Origin of the sequence: Yoonia sp. GPGPB17, from assembly GCF_037892195.1 — a bacterium.
In the GTDB taxonomy this organism is placed as follows: Bacteria; Pseudomonadota; Alphaproteobacteria; order Rhodobacterales; family Rhodobacteraceae; genus Yoonia.
The window spans coordinates 1,628,885-1,652,696 of the sequence record NZ_JATACI010000002.1 but is presented as its reverse complement, the minus strand read 5'-3'; the positions used below and the strand labels follow the sequence as shown (position 1 = coordinate 1,652,696).

At 57.1% G+C, this 23,812-nt stretch carries 21 protein-coding genes and 1 pseudogene; 9 read left to right on the top strand and 13 right to left on the bottom strand.

Features of this window, described 5'->3' with window-relative positions:
• Window positions 1-339 (top strand): hypothetical protein, encoded by a 339-nt coding sequence (locus QTO30_RS08930; protein WP_340423823.1) that lies wholly within the window; start codon window positions 1-3, stop codon window positions 337-339.
• Between the two features lie 2 nt (window positions 340-341).
• Here QTO30_RS08930 and QTO30_RS08925 read toward each other — a convergent pair whose 3' ends face one another.
• From QTO30_RS08925 to prpE, 3 genes and pseudogenes are all read right to left on the bottom strand, one after another.
• On the bottom strand, window positions 342-839 hold the full coding sequence (locus QTO30_RS08925) for a CIA30 family protein (protein ID WP_340423822.1): 498 nt from the start codon (window positions 837-839) through the stop codon (window positions 342-344).
• 129 nt (window positions 840-968) lie between these two features.
• Window positions 969-1,700 (bottom strand): sterol desaturase family protein, encoded by a 732-nt coding sequence (locus QTO30_RS08920; protein WP_340423821.1) that lies wholly within the window; start codon window positions 1,698-1,700, stop codon window positions 969-971.
• A 103-nt stretch (window positions 1,701-1,803) separates the two neighbouring features.
• Window positions 1,804-3,698: pseudogene (prpE, locus tag QTO30_RS08915) on the bottom strand (propionate-CoA ligase PrpE).
• A gap of 336 nt (window positions 3,699-4,034) precedes the next feature.
• Here prpE and QTO30_RS08910 point away from each other — a divergent pair.
• Window positions 4,035-4,511 (top strand): YHS domain-containing (seleno)protein, encoded by a 477-nt coding sequence (locus QTO30_RS08910; protein ID WP_340423820.1) that lies wholly within the window; start codon window positions 4,035-4,037, stop codon window positions 4,509-4,511.
• Between the two features lie 42 nt (window positions 4,512-4,553).
• Here the strand turns inward: QTO30_RS08910 and QTO30_RS08905 are convergent, their stop codons facing one another.
• Complete coding sequence (locus QTO30_RS08905; RefSeq protein ID WP_340423819.1) at window positions 4,554-6,833, bottom strand: NADP-dependent malic enzyme; 2,280 nt, start codon at window positions 6,831-6,833, stop codon at window positions 4,554-4,556.
• A gap of 124 nt (window positions 6,834-6,957) precedes the next feature.
• Here QTO30_RS08905 and QTO30_RS08900 point away from each other — a divergent pair, with 124 nt between their 5' ends.
• From QTO30_RS08900 to upp, 6 genes are read left to right on the top strand one after another with little or no spacing between them, the layout of a single operon-like run.
• The gene (locus QTO30_RS08900; RefSeq protein ID WP_340423818.1) at window positions 6,958-8,040 is read left to right on the top strand and encodes a cupin domain-containing protein; all 1,083 of its coding nucleotides are present in this window, start codon (window positions 6,958-6,960) and stop codon (window positions 8,038-8,040) included.
• 57 nt (window positions 8,041-8,097) lie between these two features.
• Window positions 8,098-8,490, top strand: coding sequence for a cytidine deaminase (locus tag QTO30_RS08895; protein WP_340423817.1), 393 nt, complete (start codon window positions 8,098-8,100; stop codon window positions 8,488-8,490).
• 1 nt (window position 8,491) lies between these two features.
• The gene (locus QTO30_RS08890) at window positions 8,492-9,793 is read left to right on the top strand and encodes a thymidine phosphorylase (RefSeq protein WP_340423816.1); all 1,302 of its coding nucleotides are present in this window, start codon (window positions 8,492-8,494) and stop codon (window positions 9,791-9,793) included.
• On the top strand, window positions 9,793-10,968 hold the full coding sequence (locus QTO30_RS08885) for a phosphopentomutase (protein ID WP_340423814.1): 1,176 nt from the start codon (window positions 9,793-9,795) through the stop codon (window positions 10,966-10,968). The genes QTO30_RS08890 and QTO30_RS08885 overlap by 1 nt, the downstream gene beginning before the upstream one ends.
• Complete coding sequence (locus QTO30_RS08880; protein ID WP_340423813.1) at window positions 10,965-11,954, top strand: adenosine deaminase; 990 nt, start codon at window positions 10,965-10,967, stop codon at window positions 11,952-11,954. The genes QTO30_RS08885 and QTO30_RS08880 overlap by 4 nt, the downstream gene beginning before the upstream one ends.
• Window positions 11,951-12,583 (top strand): uracil phosphoribosyltransferase, encoded by a 633-nt coding sequence (upp, locus tag QTO30_RS08875; RefSeq protein ID WP_340423812.1) that lies wholly within the window; start codon window positions 11,951-11,953, stop codon window positions 12,581-12,583. Before QTO30_RS08880 ends, upp begins: the two co-directional genes overlap by 4 nt.
• A 3-nt stretch (window positions 12,584-12,586) precedes the next feature.
• Here upp and QTO30_RS08870 read toward each other — a convergent pair whose 3' ends face one another.
• Together QTO30_RS08870 and QTO30_RS08865 are read right to left on the bottom strand one after the other, a co-directional pair.
• Window positions 12,587-13,603: a hypothetical protein gene (locus tag QTO30_RS08870; RefSeq protein WP_340423811.1), complete on the bottom strand. Its 1,017-nt coding sequence runs from the start codon at window positions 13,601-13,603 to the stop codon at window positions 12,587-12,589.
• 122 nt (window positions 13,604-13,725) lie between these two features.
• Complete coding sequence (locus tag QTO30_RS08865; RefSeq protein WP_340423810.1) at window positions 13,726-15,351, bottom strand: AMP-binding protein; 1,626 nt, start codon at window positions 15,349-15,351, stop codon at window positions 13,726-13,728.
• Window positions 15,352-15,460: 109 nt separating this feature from the next.
• Here QTO30_RS08865 and QTO30_RS08860 point away from each other — a divergent pair, with 109 nt between their 5' ends.
• Entirely contained in the window at window positions 15,461-16,096 is a 636-nt protein-coding gene (locus QTO30_RS08860) for a sulfotransferase family 2 domain-containing protein (protein WP_340423809.1), read from the top strand.
• Between the two features lie 36 nt (window positions 16,097-16,132).
• Here QTO30_RS08860 and QTO30_RS08855 read toward each other — a convergent pair whose 3' ends face one another.
• The 7 genes from QTO30_RS08855 to QTO30_RS08825 all read right to left on the bottom strand — a co-directional run bounded on the left by QTO30_RS08855 (window position 16,133) and on the right by QTO30_RS08825 (window position 23,713).
• Window positions 16,133-18,331: a 3-hydroxyacyl-CoA dehydrogenase NAD-binding domain-containing protein gene (locus QTO30_RS08855; RefSeq protein WP_340423808.1), complete on the bottom strand. Its 2,199-nt coding sequence runs from the start codon at window positions 18,329-18,331 to the stop codon at window positions 16,133-16,135.
• 59 nt (window positions 18,332-18,390) lie between these two features.
• The gene (locus tag QTO30_RS08850; RefSeq protein WP_340423807.1) at window positions 18,391-18,855 is read right to left on the bottom strand and encodes a hypothetical protein; all 465 of its coding nucleotides are present in this window, start codon (window positions 18,853-18,855) and stop codon (window positions 18,391-18,393) included.
• Window position 18,856: 1 nt separating this feature from the next.
• Entirely contained in the window at window positions 18,857-20,068 is a 1,212-nt protein-coding gene (locus tag QTO30_RS08845) for an acetyl-CoA C-acetyltransferase (RefSeq protein WP_340423806.1), read from the bottom strand.
• A gap of 22 nt (window positions 20,069-20,090) precedes the next feature.
• Window positions 20,091-20,711 carry a glutathione S-transferase family protein gene (locus QTO30_RS08840; protein WP_340425903.1) on the bottom strand — a complete coding sequence of 207 codons (621 nt, stop codon included), beginning with the start codon at window positions 20,709-20,711 and terminating at the stop codon, window positions 20,091-20,093.
• A gap of 91 nt (window positions 20,712-20,802) precedes the next feature.
• Entirely contained in the window at window positions 20,803-22,578 is a 1,776-nt protein-coding gene (locus QTO30_RS08835) for an acyl-CoA dehydrogenase C-terminal domain-containing protein (RefSeq protein WP_340423805.1), read from the bottom strand.
• A 39-nt stretch (window positions 22,579-22,617) separates the two neighbouring features.
• Entirely contained in the window at window positions 22,618-23,019 is a 402-nt protein-coding gene (locus QTO30_RS08830; RefSeq protein WP_340423804.1) for a MerR family transcriptional regulator, read from the bottom strand.
• A gap of 325 nt (window positions 23,020-23,344) precedes the next feature.
• The gene (locus QTO30_RS08825; RefSeq protein WP_340423803.1) at window positions 23,345-23,713 is read right to left on the bottom strand and encodes a MerR family transcriptional regulator; all 369 of its coding nucleotides are present in this window, start codon (window positions 23,711-23,713) and stop codon (window positions 23,345-23,347) included.
• Window positions 23,714-23,812: the final 99 nt, after the last annotated feature.

Here is a 23,812-nt window from a genome sequence, read left to right as displayed (position 1 = left end):
ATGCCAACCGATGATTGGCAACGCATTTACGAAGATGAGCGGCCATCTTTCGCCAAGCAATCGATCACATTCAGTTTAGTTGCGCAGACCTACGATGTAGTGATTGATCCCAGCAACCCGAATGCAATGGTCGTAAGATGGGCGTTCCATAAGTGGATTTGGCCAATCGAGCTTGTTGAGAGAAAGGATAAGCATCACCGGATTTCCGGGATGGCGGTGCCCAATGAACCCATTCTGAAAGACCATGCATGGTTTGAGCTGTGGCTCGATGCCAGCCCAAAGATCGTCTACTGGGGTGATCGTGTCGTTATTCGCACTGACTATCCAACAGATGCTTAATGCTAGTCTGTTGCAGCCCCGATCCAATCCACATCCAACAGGGCTTCATAGTCTATTCCATAAGCCACAATCCCAATACTGCGCAGATCGGTCGGTGCGAAGGCGGGCGCCAAGCTGCCACGTGCTCGAAACGCTGACCAAGGTAGTACAACTTCCTGCCAACCCGCCGTCGTCTCAAACGCGGCCTGATAGAACTGCCAGGGTCGCCGTGCGGCATCGGGGCGCAGGTGGACATAGTAGGTCGCCCTATTCCCCCGCACGCGGAGCGTGATCCCTGTGGCGTCCGCAGGCAGCCGCATTTCCAGATCATGCCGGATCTGAATGAAGCCACCGTTGTTGGCGGTGCTGACCGTGCCGCTGAGGCGTGCGTAGGTGATACCATCCTCGGACCCAAGCGCCGCGCCACCGTCTGATACACCACCCATCACCCGGTCACTGACGTAGCGCCATCGGGTTTCAGAACCTTCGGCAAAATTCTCGATCAGCATTGTTTCGGCCACAGCAGGAGCCCCTAACAATAGAAGTGTCAGGATAAGTCGCATAAGGCTGATATAGGGCGGTCAGGCGACCTTGCGAGAGACAAAATCGACTTCGCCATGTACCGATGAAACCCGGACGGGGCGCGTAGATCAGGCCTGTTTTGGTTCTGTCTTGCGCTCACCTGGTTTGCGGGTGATGCCAAGGGATTTGCGTGCTGTCACAAGGCGCAGGTCCTCTGGGTCCATCCCGATGCTCATGATCGTTTCACGGTCGTAGCGCGCCTTGGCGACCTCTTGGTCATAACGGGTGCCGAAAAGCCGGTCGATCCAACCCATGCCAAAGCTGACGTGATAAGTGGCGTCATGGTCCTGAAAATGATGCACAAGATGGCTGCGGGTCACCCGCTGCCCAAACCAGCCCTTGGGGACTTTCAGATGGGCGAGGGTGTGGCAGTATTCGTAGAAAGCAAAGGCGGTGATCGAGCCGACAAAAAGCGCCACAACCGCAAAGGCTGCCGCAGACCCAATGCCGATAAACGGCCAGAGAATGATTGTGTGAATGCAAAGGGAAATGGCGGCGAAACGCACCGGATACCAATGGTCGTCGCCGGTAAAGAACTCCGGATTCGTTGGAAACTCATGATGGCCGATATGCGAACGGTAGAGGGCGTTGAACGTCGGCTGGTCCTGAGGGGGTTCACGATGCAGCAGAAAGCGGTGCATCAGGTACTCAACGAAGAATTGCAGCACCATACCGTAAGCCACAGCAAGGATCATCCAATGGCTGTAGGCCAAAAATAGAGTCGCTATACCGACGATCCAAAGCGGGACCAGTCTTTGCAAGCTGCCCATTGCCAACAGCACACGTAAAGTAGCAATCATTGTCGCCTCCTTTTTATCAGAGGACGACAATCACTCGGACAGATCAATCATGACGCGGCGTCGCTTTGCTGCGCCAAAACCACGCATCAGTGGGCCAGACCCGTCAGCCTTGCGCATACCCCATGGGGATCAAGGCTTGCTTGATTTCATCGAGGATCGCCGGATCATCAATCGTGGCGGGCATTTTGAAGTCCTGCCCGTCAGCAATTTTGACCATGGTCCCGCGCAGGATTTTACCAGAACGTGTCTTAGGCAACCGGTCCACCACCGCGACCAGTTTGAAGGCGGCCACCGGCCCAATCGTCTGGCGTACCGATGTCACGACCTCCTTGGCGATTTCGTCGTGCGGGCGGTCACACCCTTTGTTCAGACAGACGAACCCCATGGGCAGTTGGCCTTTCAACTCATCCGTCACGCCGATGACGGCACATTCGCCCACATCAGGATGCCCGGCCAGAACTTCTTCCATCGCGCCGGTTGAAAGCCGGTGCCCGGCGACGTTAATCACGTCATCCGTGCGCGCCATGATGTAGAGATAGCCGTCTTCATCAATCATGCCTGCGTCACCCGTCTCGTAGTAGCCGGGGAAGGTATTGAGGTAGGATTTGATGAACCGGTCTTCGGCGTTCCAAAGCGTCGGCAAGGTGCCGGGGGGTAGGGGCAGTTTCACGGCGATGGCACCCAGTTCACCCGGTTTCATTTCATGGCCCGCCTCGTCCAGAATCTGTACGTCATAGCCGGGCATCGCCACGGTGGGCGATCCGATTTTCACCGGTAGCGCTTCAATCCCTGCGGGGTTGCTTAGGCGATGGTGTAGCCCGTTTCCGTCTGCCACCAGTGATCGTAGACTGGCACGCCCATGACGCGTTGCGCCCATTCGATAGTGTCGGGGTCCGCGCGTTCGCCCGCCAGATAAAGCGCCCGTAAACCGGAGACGTCGTAGTCCTTTATCATCTCGCCTTGCGGGTCCTCGCGTTTGATCGCGCGGAAGGCGGTGGGGGCGGTGAAGAATGATTTAACATCGTATTCCTCAATCACGCGCCAGAACGTCCCCGCATCGGGGGTGCCGATAGGCTTACCTTCGAAGACTACGGTGGTGTTGCCGTGGATCAGTGGGGCGTAACAGATGTATGAGTGTCCCACGACCCAACCAACATCAGAAGCCGCCCAGAAAACCTCACCGGGGTTAACATCGTAGATCGCCTTCATGGTCCAGTTCAGGGCAACAAGATGACCTGCAGTTGGACGGACAACACCCTTGGGCGCGCCGGTGGTGCCTGAAGTGTAGAGGATATAAGCGGGGTGGTCGCCTCTGACAGGCACACATTCAGCAGGTTCAACACCGGCTTGGAACCCATGCCAATCGTAGTCGCGACCGGGGATGAGGTCTGCGACCTCTTGTTCACGTTGGAAGATCACGGTGAAATCGGGTTTGTGCGTCGCCAGTTCAATGGCACCGTCAAGCAAGGGTTTGTAGTGCACCACGCGCCCCGGCTCGATCCCGCAGGACCCCGCGATGATCGCTTTGGGGGTCGCATCGTCAATGCGTACGGCCAATTCGTTGGCCGCAAAACCGCCAAACACGACAGAGTGGATGGCACCCAGGCGTGCGCAGGCCAGCATCGCCTCAAGCGCTTCGGGGATCATGGGCATATAGATGATAACGCGGTCACCTTTTTCGACGCCCTTGGCGCGGAGGGCACCAGCGAGCGAGGCGACCCGTGTCTGTAATTCCGCGTAGCTGATCTCGCGTTTGGTATGGGTGATCGGGCTGTCGTAGATGATCGCAGTTTGTGCGCCGCGCCCATTTTCGACGTGGCGGTCGACGGCGTTGTAGCAGGTGTTCACTTCGGCGTCGGTGAACCATCGGTAGAGTGGGGCATTGCTGTCGTCGAGCGCCTTGGTTGGTGGTGTGACCCAGTCGATAGCCTTGGCCTGATCCATCCAGAACCCTTCTGGATCGCCTTTCCAGCTGGCGTATACGTCGCGATACTTCATGTGTCCCTCCCTAATCTGGCAATTTGTTAAGCCGTTGCAGCCCATTCAGCAACACGGGATTACGTATCGGATTGACCCAAAGTAAACTTTTTTACTTACGCGCATGCGCCGTACGTGCAGGGATGCACAGCAAGTTACGCAAAGCGGACCATATGGGTCTAGTGTATTGTTATTACATCAAAAAAATCAGCATCACGTCCACCGCAAATTGCAGTGAGCAGTATGTGATTTGTGCAGATACCGTCCCCTGCCTAGCTTCGGCTTTGCATTCAATGACCAATTTATTTGATCCACCGGCCGGTATTGCGCGGCTTGAAAACACAAAGGAAATACAAGATGAAAAATGTACTGAAAACTGGTATCGCAGCGGTCGCACTTGTGGCCACCTTGGCCATGACGGCCTTCGCCGCCGACTTTGATGTCAACGTCACGAGCACGGATCTTGCTTTGCGCGGTGTTGATCCGGTGTCGTACTTCACCCAAGGCGAACCGCAACAAGGTGACGTGAATATCACCGCAGTGCACAATGGCGCGGTCTATCGTTTCACATCCGAGGAAACGAAAGCGCAATTTGAGGCTGATCCGGAAAAGTATGCACCCCAGTACGGTGGGTATTGCGCATTTGGTCTGGCCAATGGGTTCAAGTTCGATGGTGACCCAGATGTGTGGCGCATTGTTGATGACCGGCTCTACCTGAACCTGTCACCAGCTGTATCCGAAATCTGGCAACAGGATATACCCGGCTACATCGAAACCGCCGAGACCCTTTGGACCGAAGTGAAAGATGCTGATCCCGCAGATCTGAACCCCTAAGTCCAAGCTGCTGGCGGGGTTCTGTCCCAACCCCGCCAGCATTTACCCGTAGTGCGCCACCGGCGTACCCGCCACGGCAGACATATTCAGCAGACCACGCGCCGTGATAGACGGCGTCACGATATGACAGCGGTTGCCCATGCCCATCAGGATTGGCCCAACCTCCAGCCCGCCCCCCTTCATTTTCAGAATATTGCGCACCCCAGAGGCGGCATCGGTGTTCGCAAAGACCAACGTGTTCGCCGCACCATCCAGATGTGCGGCAGGGAAGACGCGGTTGCGCAACTCAACATCAAGGGCGGCGTCGACATGCATTTCGCCTTCATAGTCAAAATCCCGCGGGACGCTGTCGAGAATGTCCATGGCTTCGCGCATACGCCGCCCACTGTCACTGTCGAGGTTGCCAAACTGGCTGTGTGAGCAAAGCGCGATCTTGGGTTCTACGCCGAAACGCCGCACATGACGTGCCGCGCCAATGACCGTCTCAGAGATTTGTCGAGGCGTTGGCTCGGGGTGGACCTGCGTGTCAGCCACAAAGAGCGGCCCATCTTCAAGGATCATCAATGACATGCCCGCAATGGGGTGGAATTCCTTGGTGCCAAGAATCTCGCAGACGTATTTGAGGTGCCAGAGGTATTGGCCGAAGGTACCACAAATCAAGCTATCGGCCTCGCCACGTTGCACCATGACCGAGGCAATCGCGGTTGTATTGGTGCGCATGATCGCCTTGGCCAGATCAGGGGTGACGCCCTTGCGCGCCATCAGGTCGTGGTAGGTGCCCCAATAGTCACGATACCGCGGGTCATTTTCGGGGTTTACGATGCTAAAATCGACACCAGGACGGATTTTCAGACCCGCACGTTCACAGCGGCTTTCGATCACTTCGGGCCGCCCGATCAGGATGGGCGTATCTGTTGTTTCTTCCATGATGGCTTGCGAGGCGCGCAGTACACGCTCGTCCTCGCCTTCGGCAAAGACGATGCGGCGAGTAGCGGTTTGCGCGGCTTCGAAGACCGGGCGCATGATCATCGCGGATTTGAAGACCGAGCCATCGAGGTTGGCCTTATAAGCGGCCATGTCTGCGACAGGGCGTTTGGCAACACCGGTCTTGATCGCAGCCCCTGCAACAGCGCTGGCCACAACGCCCATTAGGCGCGGGTCGAAAGGCTTGGGGATCAGATAGTCGGCCCCGAACGTCAGTTGTTCGCCTTTATAGGCGGCAGCGGCCTCTGCGCTGGTTGTTGCGCGGGCAAGGGCGGCGATGCCCTCGACGCAAGCGATCTTCATCTCGTTGTTGATTTCGGTTGCGCCCACGTCAAGCGCACCGCGGAAGATAAATGGGAAGCAGAGGACGTTATTGACCTGATTGGGAAAATCGCTGCGACCTGTCGCGATGATCGCGTCCGGATTGGCGGCGCGCGCATCGTCAGGGCTGATTTCCGGATTGGGGTTGGCCAGCGCAAATATGATGGGGCGGTCGGCCATCTTCTTGACCATTGCGGGTTTCAGGATGTTCGGGCCAGAAAGGCCAAGGAAGAGATCCGCGCCAGCAATCACATCATCCAGTGTCGCGGCCTTGGTGCCTTGGGCATATTCAGCCTTTTGCGGCGTCATATCTTTCTCGCGGCCTTCGTAGACGAGGCCCTCAATATCGCAGAGGTAGACGTTTTCGCGCTTCACGCCCAGTTTCAGCAGCATGTTCAGGCAGGCGATACCCGCCGCGCCGCCGCCGGTACTGACAATCTTGATATCTTCGAATTTCTTGTTCGCGATACGCAGCGCATTTGTCGCGGCAGCACCAACCACAATGGCCGTGCCGTGCTGGTCGTCGTGGAACACCGGGATGTTCATCCGCTCATTGCACAGCTTCTCCACGATGAAGCAGTCCGGCGCTTTGATATCTTCTAGGTTGATGGCACCAAAGGTTGGCTCTAGCGCGCAGACGATATCGGCCAGTTTCTCAGGGTCGGGTTCGTTCAACTCAATGTCAAAGCAATCAATGTTGGCGAACTTCTTGAACAGAACCGCCTTGCCCTCCATCACCGGTTTGGAGGCGAGCGCGCCGATCTTGCCAAGGCCCAGAACAGCCGAGCCGTTGGTCACAACCGCCACAAGATTGCCGCGCGATGTGTAATCGCGGGCGGTGTCGGGGTCGGCTTTGATCTCGGTACAGGCCTCGGCCACACCGGGGGAATAGGCCCGCGCCAGATCGCGCCCGGTGGCCAATGGTTTAGTTGCGCGGATTTCCAGTTTTCCGGGTTTGGGGAACTTATGGTAGTGAAGTGCGGCCTCTCTCAGGCTATCTTTTGCATCATCTGACATCGCATCCTCCCAATATGGTTTAATATTAAACCATTTTCCTTGTCCCTACGGAAAGCAACCCGCAAGGTCAATCGCACTGCGCCTACTCTTGCAAATAATTTGCGGCAGGGACAGGGTGCAAAACATGACAAAGACACATGAAATACGGGCCGAGGTTTGCCTGAGCACAACGGACTTGCGCGCAGACCTTGGATTCTTTGGCGGCATCTTGGGCATGCGACTGGATATGATCTACCCCGCCGATGACCCCACTGTAGCGGTTTATTCCGGGCACGGATTGCGGGTGCGGTTGGATCAGGCTGCCGGGGCAAACCCCGGCCTGCGGATTTTAACCGATGATCCAGAGTTTGCGAGTGGGCAGACAAAAATGACCTCACCGGGTGGGACACGGGTTGAAGTGCACCCGCTCAACCCGCCGCTGGTATTGCCCGAAACGGATCATGCCTTTGTCGTCCGTCGCTTGGCTGATCAGGCGCCCTGGGTGATTGGCCGCGCGGGCATGCAATACCGCGATCTGATCCCCAGCCGTTTGGGTGGGTCGATCATCGCCAGCCACATCCGTATACCGGATGGTGGACCGGTGCCCGATATGGTGCATTTCCACAAAGTCGGATTTCAGCTGATCTTTTGTTATCGCGGCTGGGTTGATGTTGTGTACGAAGATCAAGGTCCACCCATCCGCCTGACCGCGGGTGATTGTTTCATTCAGCCGCCAGAGATCAGGCATCGCGTTCTGGAGGCATCCGACGGGATCGAGGTGATCGAAATTGGCGTCCCGGCTGAACATATCACAGAGATTGATCACGATATGGCACTGCCGACCCCGCATCTGCGCCCCGACCGCGAATGGCAGGGGCAGAAATTTGTCTTTAACGAAGGGGCCAAGGCCACATGGCTGCCTGCGCGTTTGCCCGGTTTCATCTCACGCGATACGACCATCGCGGCCAATACGAAGGGCGTTGCAGGCGTAAATGTGATCCGGAAAGGGCAGGGTGACACTGAATGGTCAAGCCACGATGCCGATATCCACTTCACCTTTGTGATGGAGGGGACAATAACCCTCGAAGGTGAGGGCAAAGATCCATACACGCTGGCCCCCGGTGATGCTTTCGTCATCCCACCGGGAATGCGGACGCGCTATGCCCAACCGTCAGATGATCTGGAGCTGCTTGAAGTCGTCTTGCCGGGCGTCTTCATCACGACCTAACCCCTTGCATCCGCCTGCGTCCCGTCACACTCTGACGGGATCAGATTTGGAGGCCCTATGTCATTGATCGACGACGCACGCGCCGTGCGGGAAAACGCCCATGCGCCCTATTCAAAGTTCAAGGTGGGGGCCGCGCTAAAGTCCACGTCGGGCACGGTCTATGTTGGCTGCAACGTGGAGAATGTCGCCTATCCCGAAGGGACCTGCGCCGAGGCTGGGGCCATCGCGGCGATGGTTGCGGGCGGTGAGACCGCGATAGCCGAGATTACTGTCATTGCTGATAGTCCAAAGCCTGTCAGCCCCTGTGGTGGGTGCCGTCAGAAGATCGCCGAATTTGCCAAAGGCGACGTCAAGGTGACGCTCGCAACGACCGATGGCGTCGTGCATGAAACAACGGTTGCGGCACTTTTGCCCGGCAGTTTTGATGCCGACTACATGAGCCGTGTCTGACATGGATGCCCGCGCCATCATCGCCAAAGTCAGGGGAAAACAGACCCCCAGTCAGGATGAACTGACATGGTTCGCCAGCGGTTTGGCCTCTGGTGCCGTCAGTGACGCGCAAGCGGGTGCCTTTGCAATGGCCGTTGTGCTCAATGGGTTAAGCGACGCGGGCCGTGTTGCCCTGACCCAAGGGATGCGCGACAGCGGCGATGTGATGAAATGGGATTTGCCCGGGCCGGTGATCGACAAGCATTCGACCGGCGGCGTGGGTGACTGCGTGTCATTGATCCTTGCGCCGGTGCTGGCGGCCTGTGGGGCCTATGTCCCTATGATCTCGGGGCGCGGGCTGGGGCATACGGGCGGTACGTTGGATAAGCTTGAGGCGATCCCGGGGCTGAACATCAATGTGACCGAGAAACAGTTGCGTCTTATCACGCGTGAGGTGGGCTGCGCCATCGTCAGCGCGACAGGCCAAATCGCCCCGGCTGATCGCCGCCTTTATGCGATCCGGGACGTCACAGCGACCGTTGAGAGTGTTGACCTGATCACCGCCTCAATCCTGTCTAAGAAGCTCGCGGCGGGGTTGGAAAGCCTGATCCTTGATGTCAAATGCGGCTCTGGCGCCTTTATGAAAACACCGGATGAGGCGCGCGCGCTGGCGCGGGCTTTGGTTGACGCGGCCAATGGGGCGGGGTGTAAAACGGCGGCCTTGATCAGTGATATGAACCAACCGCTGGCCCCCGCACTGGGCAATGCGGTGGAAGTGGCCGTCTGCATGGAGATTCTTGCAGGCGACACATCGGTTGCACCACGCCTTTATGACCTGACCGTGGGGCTTTGCGCGCAACTTTTGATGATGCAGGGCGAAGATACGGCCACAGCGGTATCACAGGTCAAGACGGCGATTGGCTCGGGCGGTGCGATGGAACGTTTTGCCCAGATGATTGCAGCCCTGGGAGGCCCACCCGACATGGCGCATGATTGGCACACGCACCTGCCCAAAGCACCCGTCGTAGGTGAGGTGACTGCGCCCGAGACCGGACATATCGCCGCGATTGATGGCGAAGCGCTGGGCCTTGCCGTTGTTGGGTTGGGCGGTGGACGCAATGTTGAAACGGACCGTGTGAACCCCGCAGTCGGCTTTACTGAAATGATAGGGTTGGGGGTTGCGGTGACCCGGGGCGATCCGCTTTGCGTCGTGCATGCCGCGGATGAAGACGCAGCGGTCGCCGCTGCATTGGCCGTGCAACGGGCGATCACAATCGGTGATCCAGTCACACCCGGACCATTGGTTATAGAAGGGATCACCTGATGCCACGTGCGTTCTTGATTGTGATTGATAGCGTCGGGATTGGCGGTGCACCGGATGCCGATCAGTTCTTCAATGGCGACCTGCCGGATACCGGTGCCAATACGGTCGCGCATATTGCCCGCGAAGCTGGTTTGAACGTACCAACATTGGATGCCCTAGGCTTGGGAGATGCGGTGAAGCTGGCTTCCGGAGACGAGGCGGCTGCTCTTGGTGGCGACCCGAAAGGCGCGTGGGGCGCTGCAACGGAAGTGTCGCGCGGGAAGGATACCCCCTCGGGTCATTGGGAACTGGCGGGCGTTCCTGTGCCGTGGGAGTGGCACACTTTCCCGGATGCTGATCCTGCGTTTCCCTCTGATCTGACCGCGTTGATCTGCGAAATGGCCGGAACTGAGGGGATTTTGGGCAATCGCCATGCCTCAGGCACGGCAATCATTGCGGAAGAGGGCGAGGCACATCTGACATCCGGCTGGCCGATTTGTTACACATCAGCCGACAGTGTGCTTCAGATTGCGGCCCACGAAGATGCCTTTGGGTTGGAGCGGCTTTTGCAGTTGTGCAAAGACCTTGCTCCGACGTTGCACGAGATGAAAGTTGGGCGTGTGATCGCGCGCCCTTTTGTGGGGGAGGTGGGCAGCTTTACCCGCACAGCCAACCGCAAGGATTTTGCCATCGCGCCACCAGCGCCGACGATCTGCGACTATGTGCATGACGCGGGTCGCATGGTTTATGCAGTAGGCAAAATCGGCGATATCTTTTCGATGCGCGGCATTGATGATCTGCGCAAGGGGCGCGATGTGGCGCTTATGGGGCATATCAATGATCTGGCTGAAGAGGCTGAAGATGGGTCCTTCGTCTTCGCTAATCTGGTCGAGTTTGACAGCGAATATGGGCATCGGCGCGACCCATCGGGCTATGCCAGGCACCTTGAATGGTTCGATGGCGCATTGGCTGATTTGTTGCCCAAATTACGTGTCGATGACCTGTTGATCGTCTCGGCGGATCATGGCAATGACCCCACATGGGCGGGCACAGATCACACGCGTGAACGCGTGCCGGTTCTGGTGCATGGACTGGGTCCCAAAGCGCTGGGCCAATTGGACTTTGTTGATGTTGCCGCTTCTGTCGCTGCCCATTTGAATGTGCCCTATGCGGGCCAAGGAAAGAGCTTTTTATGACCTTTCAGACGATGCCGAAAGTTGAACTGCATACACATCTGGAAGGGTCTGCGCCGCCGTCCTTTATCAAGCAGCTCGCACATGAAAAGCAGATCGACATTGGTGGGATATTCAACGCGGACGGCGGCTATGCCTTCCGCGATTTTGATCATTTCTTACAGGTTTATGAGGCGGCATGCACGACCCTGCAAAGTCCCGAGGATTTCCGCCGCCTGACGATGGCTGTGCTGGAAGAGACGGCGGCGCATGGTGTCGTCTACATGGAAACCTTTGTGTCACCTGATTTCTGTGGCGGTGGCGATCTGGCCGCGTGGAAAGACTATCTGGCAGCCATGGAAGATGCTGCGAAAGAAGCCGAGGACAAGCTGGGTATCACGCTGAAAGGGATCGTTACAGGCATTCGGCACTTTGGGCCTGAGGCCTGCAAACCTGCCGCCATGTGCGCCGTGGAGACCTTTGGCGATTTCATCACAGGCTATGGGATGGCCGGGGGTGAAATGGTGGGGCGACCCGGTGACTATGCCTACAGCTTTGACATGGCGCGCGAGGCGGGGCTGCCGCTGACCTGTCATGCGGGTGAATGGGGTGGTGCGCCGATGGTGGCCGAAACGATCCGGCATTTGAAAGTCGAACGGATCGGGCATGGGATCGGTGCGATTGATGACACCGCGCTTATGGACGAAATCATCGAAAAAGATATCGTACTTGAGGTGTGCCCCGGGTCCAACGTTGTGCTGAAGGCGGTTGAAGGCTGGGCAAACCATCCGATTGAAAAGCTGCGTGATGCCGGGGTTAAAGTGACCATTTCAACCGACGATCCCCCGTTTTTTCATACCACGATGACGGCAGAGTACGAGATGCTGCACCAGACCTTCGGCTGGGGTGAAGATGATTTCAAAGCGATGAACGACACGGCCCTCGCGGCCGCCTTCTGTGACGAAGACACAAAGGCCCGCGTGGCCAAAAGACTGGAGCCTGCGCAATGACAGATCACGTCACCCACGTCACCCATCCGCTGGTGCAACACAAGTTGACGCTGATGCGCCAGACCGATACGTCAACGGCCGTTTTCCGGCAGCTGCTACGCGAGATCAGCCAGTTACTGGCCTATGAGGTGACCCGTGGGCTACCGATGACGACCAAGCGGATCGACACACCGCTTGAACCCATGGACGCGCCTGTCATTGATGGCAAAAAGTTGGCGCTGGTGTCGATCTTGCGGGCGGGCAATGGATTGCTGGATGGTGTGTTGGAACTGATCCCATCGGCGCGGGTCGGTTTCGTGGGGCTTTATCGTGATGAAGAAACGCTGAAACCTGTCCAGTATTACTTTAAGGTGCCGACCGAGCTGGAAGACCGTTTGGTCATTGCTGTGGACCCGATGTTGGCGACAGGGAATTCTTCGGTTGCTGCGATTGATTTGCTGAAAGAGGCTGGCGCAAAAAACATCCGCTTCCTGTGTTTGCTGGCCGCGCCTGAAGGGATTGAGCGGATGCGCGAGGCACACCCAGATGTACCAATTGTGACAGCGGCCATCGACAGCCATTTGAACGAGAGTGGCTATATCGTGCCGGGTCTGGGTGACGCGGGTGACCGTATGTTCGGGACAAAGTAGCAGTCAGATATTGCAGATGTTCTGCAAGCTGACCCAGTCACTGTCATCCAGGATCAGCGGAATGTCCTGACCGGCCAAAGGGTCGGTCTCAAGGTTCGGCATGCTGCCTGTACGCGCGTCGACGGCTGCGAGATAGGGTGCTTGTGGAATGGTTGCTGACGCAAATGCCATGGTCAGATGCCCGGGATCGGGTGTTGCCTGCGCGGCCTCTACGACTTTGGACGCGCTGTTCTGTAAGATGGTATCAGGCACCTCGCCGGTGGTCAGAAGGCGGAAGGTGGTCCCCAGACCGGCCTCTTTCAGGATGGTTTCCAGCGGGTCGCGATCCATCGCAACCGTATGTGCGGCCAGCAGATATCCGGCCGCCACAGCCGGATCATCCGCTGCTTGCAGCATGCCATAATCAAGAACGAACAATCCGCCGGGCAGGGCAACCGCCCCTTGTTGCAATGTCGGGACCACGATGATGTGTGCCGATGTGTCCGGTCCAAAAACACGCTGTCCCAAACGTGTCGCCGCTGTACTTGCACGTGGTGACTGGCAGGCAGGGCCCGTTTGGTTCTGGACATAGCCCAAGACTTCCATACCGATTTCAACGCGTTTGGGTGCGGGGACAACGGCCAGAGTCTGACGCGTCAGCGCGCCGGGCAACCAAAAGATGGCGAGGGCCAAGGAGAGCGCAATCAGCCCACCTGTCAGCCAATGGCGCAGCTTTCCCGGGTGTGGACGTGATTTGGCAAGCGCTTTGCGCACCTCCTCAATTGCCTCAACCATCGTGGTATCTACGATTTCCAGCGTTTCGCTGGCGTCGTCATCGGGGGCATAGATCGCAGGTGCAGCATCAGGGTTTTGCCGGATCAAAGCAGGCAGTGACCAATGGGCCAAGGGGCGGCCTGTGGGATCCGCAATCACCAAAGTCGCATCACCAAACGATATGGTCACATCACGACGTTGCCCACCCGGTTCGTCACGCCATAGCGCCTCACTCTCTAGACGTACATATCGGTCGAGTGCCGTCATCTGCTCATTGCCCCTTTGGCAAAAGGGTAGCGCGAGCGGCGCAGATTGTCATGCCGGAAACCACCAGACCGCGGCATTGCCTGTCCAAGGCCCTGACCCTCTGCAGGCATTCCACAGTTTGCCTAGAACGCCTTCGCCTGCTTTCTCAGTTCAAACTTCTGAATCTTCCCGGTCGATGTTTTTGGCAGCTCCTGAAACACGACCTTCTTGGGGCACTTGAAACCCGCAAGCCGTTCGCGGGTGAAGGCGATAATCTCAGCCTCATCTGCGGTGGCGCCGTCCTTCAACTCCACAAAGGCGCAGGGCACTTCGCCCCATTTGTCGTCGGGTTTGGCCACCACCGCGCAGAGGTTGATGGCTGCGTGATGCATCAGCGCGCCTTCGACTTCGACCGAACTGATGTTTTCACCGCCCGAGATGATGATATCTTTGGCGCGGTCCGAGATTTGGATAGAGCCGCCCGGATGTTGGATGGCCAGGTCTTCGGAATGAAAGTAGCCGCCTGCAAAGGCCTTCTCGGTGGCCTCAGCATTCTTGAGATAGCCTTTCATCACAGCATTGCCGCGCATCACAATCTCGCCTTGTGTCGTCCCGTCACGCGGTACCTGACCCATGTTGTCATCGACTACCGTGACGTCTTCCATCATTGGAAAGGCCACGCCCTGCCGCGCCTTGATCGCGGCTTGCTCGTCCTCTGGCAGCGTATCCCAAGCGTCCTCCCAGATGCATTCGGTGACGTGCCCATACGTTTCAGTCAGACCGTAAACCTGTTTGACATTGAAACCCAGCTTTCCGATTGCGGCCAATGTCGCAGGGGCAGGGGGTGCGCCTGCGGTAAAGACTTCGACGGTATGATTAAAGCTGCGCCGCTCGTCTTCTTTCGCATTGACGATTAGGTTCAGCACGATGGGTGCGCCGCCAAAATGCGTGACCCCTTCGTCTCCAATCGCGTCATAGACCGCCTTGGCCGAGATATCGCGGCAGCACACAACCGTGCCGCCCAAAGACGGCATCATCCACGTGTGGTTCCAGCCGTTGCAGTGAAACAGCGGGACAATCTGCAGGTAACGCATGAACAGCGGCAGTTCCCAGCTGATCGGTGTGCCCATGGTCATCAGATACGCACCCCGATGATGGTACACCACGCCTTTCGGTCGCCCGGTCGTGCCAGAGGTGTAGTTCAATGCAAGGCTTTCCCATTCGTCTTCCGGCAAAACCCAGGTGAATTCAGGGTCTCCAGTCGCGAGAAAATCCTCGTAGTTCTGTTGCTCGGCTATTGCGTGTACGCCTGCGGCATCATCGGGAACTTCGATAATCAGCGGGGCGGGGCCATCCATCAGTTCAACGGCGGCCATCGCCATAGGTAGAAACTGACTATCGACCAAGGCGACCTTCGCCTCGCCGTGATCAAAGATATAGGCGACCGTGTCCACATCCAGCCGTGTGTTGATCGTGTTCAACACAGCACCGCAGGCTGGCACTCCGAATGCGGCTTCTGATTGGGCGGGCACATTGGGCAGGATGGTGGCAACCACATCGCCGGGCTTCACGCCGACTTTGGTCAGGGCAGAGGCCAACCGCGAGACGCGGCGGTAGTATTTGGCATAGGTCAACCGGGTCTGGCCATAGACTACAGCTTCCCGATCCGCAAAGATCAGTGCCGCACGTTGCAAATGCGACAGCGGTGTCAGCGGTACATAGTTTGCCGCCCGCTTGCCCAGACCGGTTTCATCACGCATCCAACCCATCGAAGCCTCCCTTTCAGTGTTCTGGCATAAGAGCGGAAAAATGTGTCGCATGACAAGTCTCAATTGTCAGACATTTACAATTTGATCCGGCCCTGTACTGATTTCAGGTATGATTATTTCGTTCAAGCGCCGGTATGTTTTTGTGCATATCCCCAAAACGGGGGGGACAAGCCTTGCGACAGCATTGGAAGAGCGCGCGGCGGCGGACGACATTTTGGTGGGCGATACACCCAAAGCGCAGCGGCGGCGCAAACGGCAACAGACCATCAACGCGCCTGGACGCCTTTGGAAGCACAGCACGTTGCGCGATGTAGCGGGGCTGTACCCCGATGATGCGTTTGTTTTTACGTTGGTCCGCAATCCTTGGGACCGAATGGTCAGCTACTATCATTGGCTGGGTGAGCAGGAGTTTGATCATCCTGCTGTTTGCGCGGCGAAGAGCGTATCTTTCGCGAAATTCCTGCGTGATAGATCTGTGCAGAAGGCACTCCGCCGGACCGGCTATGCAACCTACGTCACAGATGCTGCAGGTCGTGAGCGATGCGATCTGTTTGCCCGGTTGGAGCATTCGGACGATCTGGAGCCGCTTTGGCAACACTTAGGCTTTATGCTAAGTATTCCGCAGATCAATCGTTCAGAACGTAACCGAGACTGGCGTGTTTATTACGACGCGGAAAGTTTTGAAATTGTGCAGGAAATTGCAGCTGTTGATATCGAACGCTTCGGATATCAAACCACGCTGTAGTGTGGCGCACCCCCATGTGGGGATGCGCCCTAAGGCTTAGGCTGCTTTTGCGGCGGTGCCGAAACGCTTGTAGAAGTCCTGACCCTTGTTGGCCATTTCGCGCAGCAGGTCTGGTGTCTTGAAACGTTCGCCAAACTGTTCGGTCAACTGGTCACACCGTTCGGCGGCATAAGGCGCGCCGATGATGTCGAGCCAGCTGAACGGGCCACCGGACCAAGGGGCAAAGCCCCAGCCCAAGATCGCGCCGACGTCACCTTCGCGGATGTCTTCCAACACGCCCTCTTCCAGCGCGCGGACAGCTTCGAGCGTTTGTGCGAAGAGCAGGCGGTGCTGTACCGTGGTCAAGTCAGGCTGTTCGTCAGCGACCGGGTATTGGGCCGCCAGACCATCCCACAGGCCACCGCGCTTGCCCTTTTCATCGTAGCTATAGAAGCCCGCGTTAGACTTGCGGCCCAGACGTTCCTGATCGAACATCCAGAACAGCACCTCGTCGACTTCGCCGTCAGGGTAGGCATCGCCCATCGCGGCTTTGGTTGCCTTGGCAATCTTTACGCCAAGATCAACCGAGGTTTCATCGACCAACTGCAGCGGACCAAGTGGCATGCCCACCAGTTTGGCCGCGTTTTCGATCAGCGCAGGCTCCACCCCTTCTTTCACCATCCGAATGCCTTCGTTGATGTAAGGGATGATGCAGCGGTTGGCGTAGAAGAAGCGTTCGTCGTTGACGACAATCGGTGTCTTCTTGATCTGGCGGACGTAATCCAGCGCTTTGGCCACCGCCACATCTCCAGTCTCTTTGCCTTTGATGATTTCCACCAGCAGCATCTTGTCGACGGGGCTGAAGAAGTGGATACCGATGAACTTCTCGGCATCGTTTGACGCTTTTGCCAGTTCCGTGATGGGCAGGGTGGAGGTGTTGGTCGCAAAGATGCAATCCGGGCCGGTGACGGCCTGCACCTTGGCGGTGACGTCGGCTTTAACGCCCACATCTTCGAACACGGCCTCAACAATCAGACCGCAGCCTTTCAGCGCGTCATAGTCCGTGGTCGCGTTGATCAGGCCCAACACGGCGTCTTTCTTTTCCTGCGTGACCTTCTTGCGGGCCATGCCTTTGTCGAGATGCGCAGTGGTGTAGGATTTGCCTTTGTCCGCAGCTTCCTGCGTGCTGTCGATAAGGACGACTTCAATGCTTACCAGAGCAGAGACGAGCGAGATACCGGCGCCCATCATTCCTGCACCAATGACGCCAACCTTCTTGACCTTCTGGTCGGGGGCTTCGGGGCGGTTTGCGCCCTTCTCCAAAGCTTCCTTGTTGATGAACAGGCTGCGGATCATCGCAGAGGAGGACGGGTTCATCAGGACGTTGGTGAACCAGCGTGCCTCGATCTTGATGGCCGTGTCGAAAGGCACGAGTGCGCCCTCATAGACCGCAGAAAGCAACGCCTTGGCGGCAGGGTAGACACCTTGCGTTTTGCCGTTCACCATGGCTGAGGCCCCGACAAAGGTCATGAAACCTGCAGGGTGATAAGGTGCACCACCGGGCATTTTGTAGCCCTTTTCGTCCCATGGCTTGACGATGGATGGCTCAGACAGAATCCATGCTTTGGCTGCCGATAGGAGTTCATCCGCAGGGACAACCTCATCAACGACACCGGCCGCCTTGGCCTTCTTGGGATCGTTCAGCTTACCTTCCAGCAGCAACGGAGAAGCACCCATCGCACCCAGCTTGCGCGACAGGCGTGTCGTGCCACCGGCACCGGGGAAGATGCCGACCAGGATTTCAGGCAGGCCGATCTTGGCCTTTGGGTTGTCAGCGGCAAAAATGCGGTGACAGGCCAGTGGGATTTCCAGGCCGATGCCAAGCGCTGTGCCGGGCAGGGCGCAGGCAATCGGCTTACCACCTTTGTTGGTCTTGGGGTCCATGCCTGCGCGTTCGATCTTGCGCAGTACCGCGTGCATATCCATCACACCTTCGAACAGGCCCCGCGCGGGATCATCACCTGCGCTTTCCTTCATCTTGGCGATGATGTTGAGGTCCATACCGCCAGCAAAAGAACCTTCTTTGCCGGAGGTGATGATCACACCTTTGATCGCGTCATCGGCCAGCGCCTGATCCACCAGCGCGTCCAGATCGAGGAACCCCTGTTGGTTCATCACGTTCATGGATTTGCCAACCGTGTCCCAGACGATTGTGGCGACGCCGTCGGCGTCTGTGCTCATGGTAAAATCGGTCATGTCTTTCATTCCTTTTGTCAGGGGGATGGCGCGGGGTGCTGCACCTGTCCTACTCAATTTCAGTTTTCATTCGGGCGATGAGACGCGTCTGCTTTCTTGAGCGCCAAAGCCTGTCCGTTCATGGGGTCCAACGCATATTCACTGCCGGTGACTTTCCAGACCCCATCGATTTTTTGAAGCGTCGAGAAGACGGGGTAGGGTTCGTTGAGGCGTTTTCCGTTGCGCAGCAGCTCTGCTACATGGGTTGATTCAACCAATGCAGGCGATTTGTACTCGGCTGCGACGCAAGTACGGATCATTTCCGTCAGGCCAATTACCTTGAAATGCTGACACATCTCACGAAATGCGCGTTCCATGTCCTCGACAGTTTCCATGTGAATGGGTCCTGCCAATGTCGCCATTTTCTGGGGGACATGGAAAGCACTTTTGAATGCCTCAAAATCACCCGTCATCAACGCATTCCCTGTCACTTCCAACAGGGCCTGCGCTATATCTGACGCTGCGATTTGGGCTTCCTGACCCATACTACACCCGTTCGATGATTGTGGCTGCCCCCATGCCAGAGGCGATGCAAAGCGTTGCAAGGCCTGTCCCCTTGCCCGTGCGCTCCAATTCATCCAGCAATGTGCCGATAATGATCGCGCCGGTGGCGCCCAGCGGGTGGCCCATCGCGATGGAGCCGCCGTTTACGTTGACCATACTGTCGTCTACGTCGAATGCCTGCATGAAGCGTAGGACAACCGAAGCGAATGCTTCGTTGACTTCAAAGAGGTCGATGTCGCTGATGCTCATGCCGCTATCGGCCATGATTTTTTCGGTCACGGGCACGGGGCCGGTCAGCATGATGGTCGGGTCGGTGCCGATTTTGGCAGTTCCCTTGATCCGCGCCCGTGGTTTGATGCCATTGGCCTCGCCCCATTCTTTGGAAGCGATCAGCACGCCTGCCGCACCGTCCACGATGCCGGACGAGTTCCCGGCGTGGTGGATGTGGTTGATTTTTTCCAGATGCGGGTACTTCATCAGCGCGACTTTGTCGAAGCCCGGCATCACCTCGCCCATCGCCTGGAAGGCAGGGTTCAAGCCGCCCAAGGACTGCATATCAGTGCCAGGACGCATGTATTCGTCGTGATCCAGAATGGCGAGGCCGTTCACATCACGCACCGGCACGATAGACCTGTCGAAACGCTTGTCGTCCCAAGCCGCTTTCGCGCGCTTTTGGCTTTCCATGGCCAGTTGGTCGGCATCATCACGGCTAAAACCGTATTCGGTGGCGATAATGTCGGCAGAGATACCCTGCGGTACAAAGTAAGTGTCCATCGCGATGGACGGATCAACGGCAATCGCAGCCCCGTCAGACCCCATGGCCACGCGGCCCATCATCTCGACACCGCCAGCGATGTAGGCTTGACCAGCGCCGCCTTTGACTTGGTTGGCAGCAAGGTTCACCGCTTCCATGCCAGAGGCACAAAACCGGTTGATTGCAAGACCGGGGATGGACTGGTCGAGATCAGAGGCCAGCACGGCTGTCCGCGCTAGGCACCCGCCCTGTTCAGCCACTTGGGTCACGTTGCCCCAAATCACATCCTCAACGGCGTGGCCTTCAAGGTTGTTACGCTCTTTCAGCGCATTCAGCACGCCAGCGGATAGGCGCGCAGATGTCACCTCATGCAGGCTGCCGTCTTTGCGGCCTTTGCCTCGCGGGGTGCGGATGGCGTCATAGATATAGGCTTCGGTCATAGGGTCCTCCAGTTCGGTCGCGTCACCCAAGGGCGCGCGGCATCAGGTCATAAGGGTGTTTCCAACCGGGCTGATCGGCGATGGCCGTCAGCCAGCGGTCAATGTTCGGGTAATCGGCACGGTCGAAGGTGAAATCTTCGGTGTAAAACAGGTAACCAGCACAGGCGATGTCAGCGATGGTGATGTCATCCGCGGCGAGCCAGTTGCGGCCGTCCAAGTGCGTTTCCATCACTTTGAGTGCAGAGGCGAGGCGCATGGCCATGAAGCTGTTCACATCCGCATTGCGTTTGTCTTCGGGCAGGAAGTTCATGTTGAACCGCAGTGGGCCCGCAACGCCAGACACTTTGTGGTTATCAAAGAACATCCAGCGCAGGACTTCGCGGCGTTCCGCGGCTGATTTGCCGCCCAGTTTGCCTGTCTTGGAACTGATGTAGTCCTGAATGACACCAGACTGGGTCAGTACAAGATCGTCATCTTCCAAAACGGGAACTTCGCCCATGACGTTCAGCGCGCGAAATTCCGGGCTGCGGCTTGCGCCTTTGAAGAAATCTACGAAAACGGGCTCCCACTCGGCACCTGCCAGTGTCAGGGTGAGGGCTGCCTTGTAAGCGTTTCCGCTTTCGCCGAAGCAGTGTAATTTCATCATGTCGCGAAGGCCTCCCAACCCATTCAGAGGCTAGGGTTTCATCCCTAGCCAACAAAGGCGCGCCGAAATTGGCGCGCCTTTGTCTAGCTTAGAAGTTTGCGGCTTCTAACGCCATGATTGTATCGCCGCCGGTGTTGATGCGTGAAAGGTGCATCGCTGTCGCGGGCAGTTGGCGCGCCATGTAGTAGCGTCCCGTTGCGATCTTGGTCTCATAAAATTCGGTGTCAGATGCACCGTTTTCAAGGGCTTCCATCGCCGCTTTTGCCATACGCGCCCACATCAGGCCAAGGCAGACGTGGCCCATCATGTGCATGAAGTCATAAGAGCCAGAGAGCGCGTTGTTCGGCTTAGTCGCGTTTTGCATGAAGTACATGCCAGCGGCCTGCAGGTCTTTAGACGCGGCTTTCAGCGGTGTCAGGAACTCTGTGTTCAGCGCCTCATTACCTTCGTTTTCCTTGATGAAAGTCTTCACCATCTCAAAGAACGTCATCACGTGCTTACCGCCATCCTGCGCCAGCTTGCGGCCTACGAGGTCAAGCGCCTGAACGCCATTTGCGCCTTCGTAAATCATCGCAATGCGGGCATCACGGGCATATTGGGACATGCCCCATTCTTCGATATAGCCATGACCGCCATAGACCTGCTGCGCTGCCGTGGCGTATTCAAAGCCTTTGTCGGTCAGGAAACCTTTGATGACAGGCGTCATCAGAGAGATCAGACCGTCGGCGTCTTTGTCGTGGTTCTTATGGGCCCGGTCGATCAGCATCGCGCCCCAATAGGTGAACGCGCGTGCGCCTTCGACGAAGGATTTCTGATCCATCAGGTTGCGGCGAATGTCAGGGTGTACGATCAGCGGATCGGCAGGCCCGTCGGGGTTCTTCGCACCTGTCACGTCGCGCCCTTGCAGGCGGTCATTGGCGTAGGCGACAGCGTTCTGATAGGCACTTTCGGCCTGAGCATAGCCTTGCAGGCCTACACCCAGACGCGCCTCGTTCATCATGGTGAACATGGCGCGCATGCCCTTGTGCTCTTCGCCAATCAGGAAACCGGTCGCTTCGTCATAGTTCATCACGCAAGTCGAATTACCGTGGATGCCCATTTTTTCTTCAATCTTACCGCAAGCCACGCCATTGCGCGCACCAAGTGAGCCATCATCGTTGACCATGAACTTAGGTACGATGAACAGTGACACACCTTTGATGCCTTCGGGTCCGCCTTGGATCTTCGCCAGCACGAGGTGGATAATATTGTCGGCCATGTCGTGTTCACCGGCGGAGATGAAGATCTTCTGGCCAGAAATTTTGTAAGACCCATCGCCATTTGGCACAGCCTTGGTGCGCATCAGGCCCAGATCAGTACCGCAATGCGGCTCGGTCAGGTTCATCGTGCCGGTCCATTCGCAAGACACCATCTTGGGCAGATACTTCTGCTTCTGCTCGTCGGTCCCGTGTGCATAGATCGCGGAATAGGCGCCGTGGGTCAGGCCCTGATACATGTTGAATGCCATGTTCGCAGAGACAAACGGTTCCTGTGCTGCTGTGTGCATCACGTAAGGCAGGCCCTGACCGCCGTACTCCGGATCGCAATCCATCGCGGTCCAGCCGCCGTCTTTCATCTGCGCGAAGGCCTCTTTGAAACCTGTTGGCGTGCGCACGACGCCGTTTTCCATCACGCAGCCCTCGGTGTCACCGACCACGTTTAGCGGGTGCAACACTTCCGTGGCCACCTTGCCCGCTTCTTCGACAACAGCACTTGTAAAGTCACGGTCAAGGTCTTCGAACCCTGGGATGTCCTGCTCGCTGACCTTCAAAAGGTCGTGCAGAACGAACTGGATGTCTTTGTTTGGTGCGTTGTAGATCGGCATCTGGTGTCTCTCCGTTACGTGGTTTTGGGGGCGCCGTATTTAGGCAGCGACCGTTTTCTTCTTTGACAACTGGGCCAGCTTTTCGGCGCCCCAAGCCATCTGTTCTTTCAGTTCGCCAATCGCTTCTTCCAACTCGGCCTTCTGGGCCTCCATGTCGGCAAGGTGCTTTTCAGCGAGGACATATGTTTTCGACAACTGCGCCTCTTGGCCGTCATCCATGTGATAAAGATCAAGCAACTGTCGGATCTCTTCGAGGCTGAAACCAAAGCGTTTACCGCGGAGAATCAACTTCAATCGCGCGCGGTCGCGCTTTGTGAAAAGGCGCTTCTGGCCTTCACGGATCGGGAACAGCAGCTCTTTGGCTTCGTAAAAGCGAAGCGTGCGTGGCGTCACATCAAATGCGTCACACATCTGCCGAATGTTCAATGTTTCAGTCGTCATCTTCTCATTCCTTTCATGCGTGTTTCAATGGCACGCACTTGCGAAGGATAAGATGACTATACAAGCAAAGTTGACGTGCACGTAAACGTAACGTGGCGTCACGGCAGAGTTGACGAAAGGTCAGCAAAAATGACGCCCCGTCAGGCGCAACAAAAAAACGGGGAAAAAATTCAATTATTCCCCTCAAAGCGCTTTGGTATGGGGTTTTAGGGCTGATTTACCGGTGAGTCTTTGTGTCCTAAGCCATCATCTGCACAGTGCTTCTTGGGGAAGGCGGGGCCGCAATGACGGTATTGTGACACAACGGCGCGCATCAAATCCGGGGTTACCCTAGCGTTTCGGCGGTGGTGTCGCGCAGTGTCTGCAATTCAGCAATCGTCTCTTCGAGTTGTTGTTTCTGCTCTGCCAACTCGACCAACTGGCTGTCGGCCAATGCTACCCATTCGCGCATTTGCGCCTCGGTGCCTTCGTGCTCATAGATCAGGAGCCATTGCCGGATATCCTCAAGCGAGAACCCAAAACGCCTGCCACGTAGGATCAACGTCATACGGGCCAGCTCTCTATTGCCATAGAAGCGTGAACGCCCTTCTTTTTCAGGATGCAGTAGCTCGATGTATTCGTAGTAGCGTAACGTGCGTGGCGTTACGTCGAATTTCGCGCACATCTCTTTGAATGACAGGCGGGTGTCCGACATTTACTTCTCCCTTGATCCAATCGTAGCGACATCATCCAAACGGGGCAACCGCAGGATGTGGCCCGACAGATCAACAATGGTGGCCAATTGTGTCGAACG